Below are 4,158 nucleotides of genomic sequence, written 5' to 3'. Positions count from 1 at the left end.
CTCGAGCGCCGTCACGCGGGTGCCGGCGCCATGGCTGTCGTAGCCGTGGAAGATCTCGTGGAAGGGCTTGCCGTGCGCGCTCGCGCTCTGGTGCCCGGTCAGCGCGACCGCCACCGGGTTGAGGTAGGTGAGCCGGCCGAGCGGGTCGATCACCATCACGCCCTGCGTCAGCGAGGCCAGGGTGATCTCGTAGTGCTGGCGCGCGGCGGCCTCGCGCCGGCGCAGCGTCTCGTTGGTCAGGCGCGCATGGCGGAACGCCGCCACCACCGCGCAGACCACGCCCGCCACCAGCAGGAACAGGCCGACCTGCATCGCCTGCAGGGCCGGCGAGAGCGGATAGGCGAGCGGATCGCCGAGGAACAGCAGCCAGATCAGCAGCGCGCTGAGCAGGGTGGCGACCAGCCCCGCGCCGAACGACGCGGTCCAGGCCACCCCCGCGATGAACGGGTAGTAGAGCAGGAGCGGCATGTTCGCGCCGCCGTAATGGACCAGCAGCGACTGCAGCACGGTCGGCATCGCCACCAGCGCGGCGATGATCACGCCGTTACGCATCCAGCCTGATTCGAGTTGGGTCATCCGATCGACTCCCGCCCTGGCCGGCTGCCTGCCGACCGGGCGCTGCACGCCGGCCGCCGCAGCGGCCCGCCCTCCCTGGCATGGCATCGTCGGGCGCGGGCACGAGGCCCGCGCCGCGCCTCACGATGCCGTCTTGTCCGTCTTGTCCGCGAGTTGGTCGGCCGGCCTGTCGGCCGCCTTGTCGCTCTTGTCCGCCTTGTCGGCTTTCTCGCCGCCCTCGATCTGCGCGAGGCGGTTGTAGATCGTCTTGAGGCTGATGTCGAGCACCTCGGCCGCGTGCGTCTTGACCCCGCCGCATTGCGCCAGGGTGCCGAGGATCACGCGCCGGTCGACCTCCTCCAGCGTGGTGCCGAACGGCACCGACACGGTGTCGTCGGCCGCCACCGCCTCGCCCGAGACTTCCGCCATGATCGGCGGCGGCAGCGTGTCGATCAGCTCGCCGTCGTTGAAGATGCTGGCGCGCTGCACGAAGTTGCGCAGCTCGCGCACGTTGCCCGGCCATTCGTAGCCGGCCAGCGCCGCCAGCGCGGCCGGCGCGAAGCGCATGTTGCGCCCGCTCTCCTCGTTGAGCCGGGTGAGGAAGGCGGCGGCCAGCATCGGGATGTCGTCGCCGCGCTCGCGCAGCGGCGGCAGCGTGATCGGGAACACGTTGATGCGGTGGTAGAGATCGGGGCGCAGCTTGCCGTTGGCCATGGCCGCCTCGGGATCGAGGTTGGTGGCCGCCACGATGCGCACGTCCACGTCGATCTCGCGCGCCGAGCCGAGCCGCGTCAGGCGCCCGGTCTCGAGCACGCGCAGCAGCTTGACCTGCGATTCGACCGGCATCTCGGTGATTTCGTCGAGGAACAGCGTGCCGCCGTCGGCGCGCTCGAAGAAGCCCTTGTGCTGGCGGTCCGCGCCCGTGAAGCTGCCGCGGTCGTGGCCGAACATCTCGCTCTCCACCAGGTTCGCGGCGATCGCCCCGCAGTTGATGGCCAGGAACGGGCCCTTGCGGCGCAGGCTCAGGTCGTGGATGGTCTGCGCGGCCAGCTCCTTGCCGGTGCCCGACTCGCCCATCAGCAGCACCGAGGCCTCGGTGCCGGCCACCCGGCTGATCGCGTCGTACATGGTCTGCATCGGCGGCGAGCTGCCCAGCATGCGGCCGAAGCGGCCCAGCCGCTTGAGCTCGCTGCGCAGCGAGGCGATCTCCTCGTGCAGCACGCTGGTGCGCGGCACGCGCGCGAAGATGCTGTTCAGGCGCTGCATGTTGAGCGGCTTGACCAGGTAGTCGGTCGCGCCGCGCCGCAGGGCGTCGATCGCGGTCTCCAGGCTCGCGTGGCCGGTGGTCAGCACCATCTCGCAGTGCACGCCCTTGGGCAATTCGTCGAACAGGTCCATGCCGTTGCCGTCGGGCAGCACCAGGTCGCAGAGCACCAGATCGGGCGTGTGGGCGGCGATCAGCGTGCGCGCCTGGGCCAGGGTCGCGGCGGTATCGCAGCTCAGTTGCTGCGTGTGCGCCAGCGCGGCCAGCATGTCACGGGTGTCGGCGTCGTCTTCGACGACCAGAATGTAGGGCATTGATGCTCCGTCGCAAGACACGTGCCCGGAGGCGAGGCCCCCTGCATGGCAACGTGCGGATCGGCCGATCGCGGCGCGGCCGCGGTCGAGACCGTGAGGCGATCGCACGCGGCAACATTGCGTGGATCGCGGGTAAGGATCGGCAATGCTGACCGACGAGGCTCGCGCCCGGTAAGGATGCCCCGAATCGCGGCAGCCGGAGCGGCGTTCCGAGTAGTCGCACCGGCCAAGCATGCGGGGAGTATAGAGGAGTCGCCTGCGCCGCCCGGCATTATCGGTTTTTTCTATCCGTACCCCGTAGGCAAATTGGAATTTTCAATTCATGCAGCGGCGCTGGATTCGGCTACGCTTGCGCTTATAAAAATTACACGCTGCGCGGTGACCGTGTAGGGAGTACGAAGAGGCACGCTGTTCCACCCGAGATCCATCATTCATGTCGAAAACATCCAGCGACGGCCGGCGGCTGGCCGGTTCGTCGCCGCGCATCCAGGCGCTGCTCTCGAAGATCGAGAAAGTGGCCGCGACCCGCGCCAGCGTCCTGATCGTCGGCGAAAGCGGTGCCGGCAAGGACATCACCGCGCGGCTCGTGCACGATGCCAGCACGCGCGCGGGCGGCCCGTTCGTGGCCGTCAACTGCGGCGCGATTCCCGCCGACATCGCCGAATCCCAGCTGTTCGGCCATGAGAAAGGCAGCTTCACCGGCGCGGCCGCCCAGCACACCGGCTTCTTCGAGGCCGCGCGCGGCGGCACCATCTTCCTCGACGAGATCGCCGAGATGCCGCGCGAGATGCAGGTCAAGCTGCTGCGCGCGCTCGAGTCGAACACCATCATGCGGGTCGGCGGCACCGAGACCATCGCGCTGGACGTGCGGATCGTCGCCGCGACCCATCACAATCCGGTCGACGCGATCCGTGACGGACGGCTGCGCGAGGACCTGTTCTACCGGCTCGCCGCCTTCGCGCTGCACGTGCCGGCGCTGCGCCATCGCGATGGCGACGTCGAGGAGATCGCGCGTGACCTGGTGGCCGCGCTCAACGCCCAGCACGGCAGCGACAAGCAGCTTTCGGCGCAGGCGCTGAAGACGCTGCGCGCCTATCCCTGGCCCGGCAACGTGCGCGAGCTGCGCAACACCATCGAGCGCGCCTTCATCCTGGCCGACCACGACATCGACCTCGACCTGCCGCGCCAGTTGCCGCCGCGCGCCGACGTGCGCGACAACGTGATGTCGCTGCCGCTGGGCGCGACGCTCGCGCATGCGCAGCAGCGCTTCATCGTCGCCTCGCTGCGCCACTTCGAGGGCGACAAGCCGCGCACCGCGAAGGCGCTCGGCATCAGCCTGAAGACGCTCTACAACCGGCTCGCGCTGATGCGCGACCACGGCCTGCAGAACGAGCTCGACGACAGCGCGCGGCGCTGAGGGCGGGCGCCGGGTGCTGCCGCGCCACTCTCGCCGCGCGTGCGTCGTCACGACGAAGGCGATTCAGTGGCGACGGCCATCGGGTCCGGCGCCTGTCGTTGCCCCGGGTCCGGCCGGCCCCGCCGGGCCGATCGCGCCGGAAGGATGCGCGGCCGGGTCGGGCGAGCCAGGATGCGCGGCCGGATGCGAGAGCGCGTCGGCGCGCGGCAGCGGCCTCGGCAGTTCGTCGCGCGAGGCATCGCGCGACACCCGTACTTGGTTGTCGACGTCGCGCACCCACACGCAACTGGCGGCCAGGTCCTCGATCTCGTGCTTCATCCAGCGCTCGGGCACGCTGCCCTCGAGCCGCACGCAAGCCTCCCGCACCGCCACGCTGACCTCGCTGACGTCGAGGTCGAAGGCATAGGCCAAGCGCTCGCAGACATCCTCGCGAATCCGCTCGTCGGAGCGCGTGTAGCCCTTCGGCCCACGAATGCGCGGCGCGGCGCGCTGGCCGCCGCGCGCGGGTGGCGCGAAGCGCGGGTCGTAGCGCGCATGGGACGGCGCGCCGTGGCCGCCGCCCGATTTGTCGAGCCGATCGCCGTCGGGCCGGTCGCGGTAGTCGCCGC

At 70.3% G+C, this 4,158-nt stretch carries 4 protein-coding genes; 1 reads left to right on the top strand and 3 read right to left on the bottom strand.

Annotated features, from left to right (window positions below):
* Nucleotides 1-576 (bottom strand): DUF4118 domain-containing protein (locus F3J10_RS34570; protein WP_167243957.1); only part of this gene is annotated, 576 nt, incomplete at its 3' end.
* A gap of 120 nt (nucleotides 577-696) precedes the next feature.
* Entirely contained in the window at nucleotides 697-2,133 is a 1,437-nt protein-coding gene (locus F3J10_RS34565) for a sigma-54 dependent transcriptional regulator (protein ID WP_167234639.1), read from the bottom strand.
* A gap of 433 nt (nucleotides 2,134-2,566) precedes the next feature.
* On the opposite strand from F3J10_RS34565, the gene F3J10_RS34560 reads away from it, so the two are divergent.
* The gene (locus tag F3J10_RS34560; protein ID WP_025099639.1) at nucleotides 2,567-3,550 is read left to right on the top strand and encodes a sigma-54 dependent transcriptional regulator; all 984 of its coding nucleotides are present in this window, start codon (nucleotides 2,567-2,569) and stop codon (nucleotides 3,548-3,550) included.
* Nucleotides 3,551-3,613: 63 nt separating this feature from the next.
* On the opposite strand, the gene F3J10_RS34555 is transcribed toward F3J10_RS34560, so the two are convergent.
* On the bottom strand, nucleotides 3,614-4,158 hold a 545-nt coding region (locus tag F3J10_RS34555), incomplete at its 5' end, for a BON domain-containing protein (protein ID WP_167243956.1).

This window comes from Burkholderia sp. Cy-637, from assembly GCF_011753175.1.
GTDB lineage: Bacteria > Pseudomonadota > Gammaproteobacteria > Burkholderiales > Burkholderiaceae > Burkholderia > Burkholderia gladioli.
The sequence above is the reverse complement of the archived record's forward strand: the minus strand, read 5'-3'. Positions and strand labels throughout refer to the sequence as shown.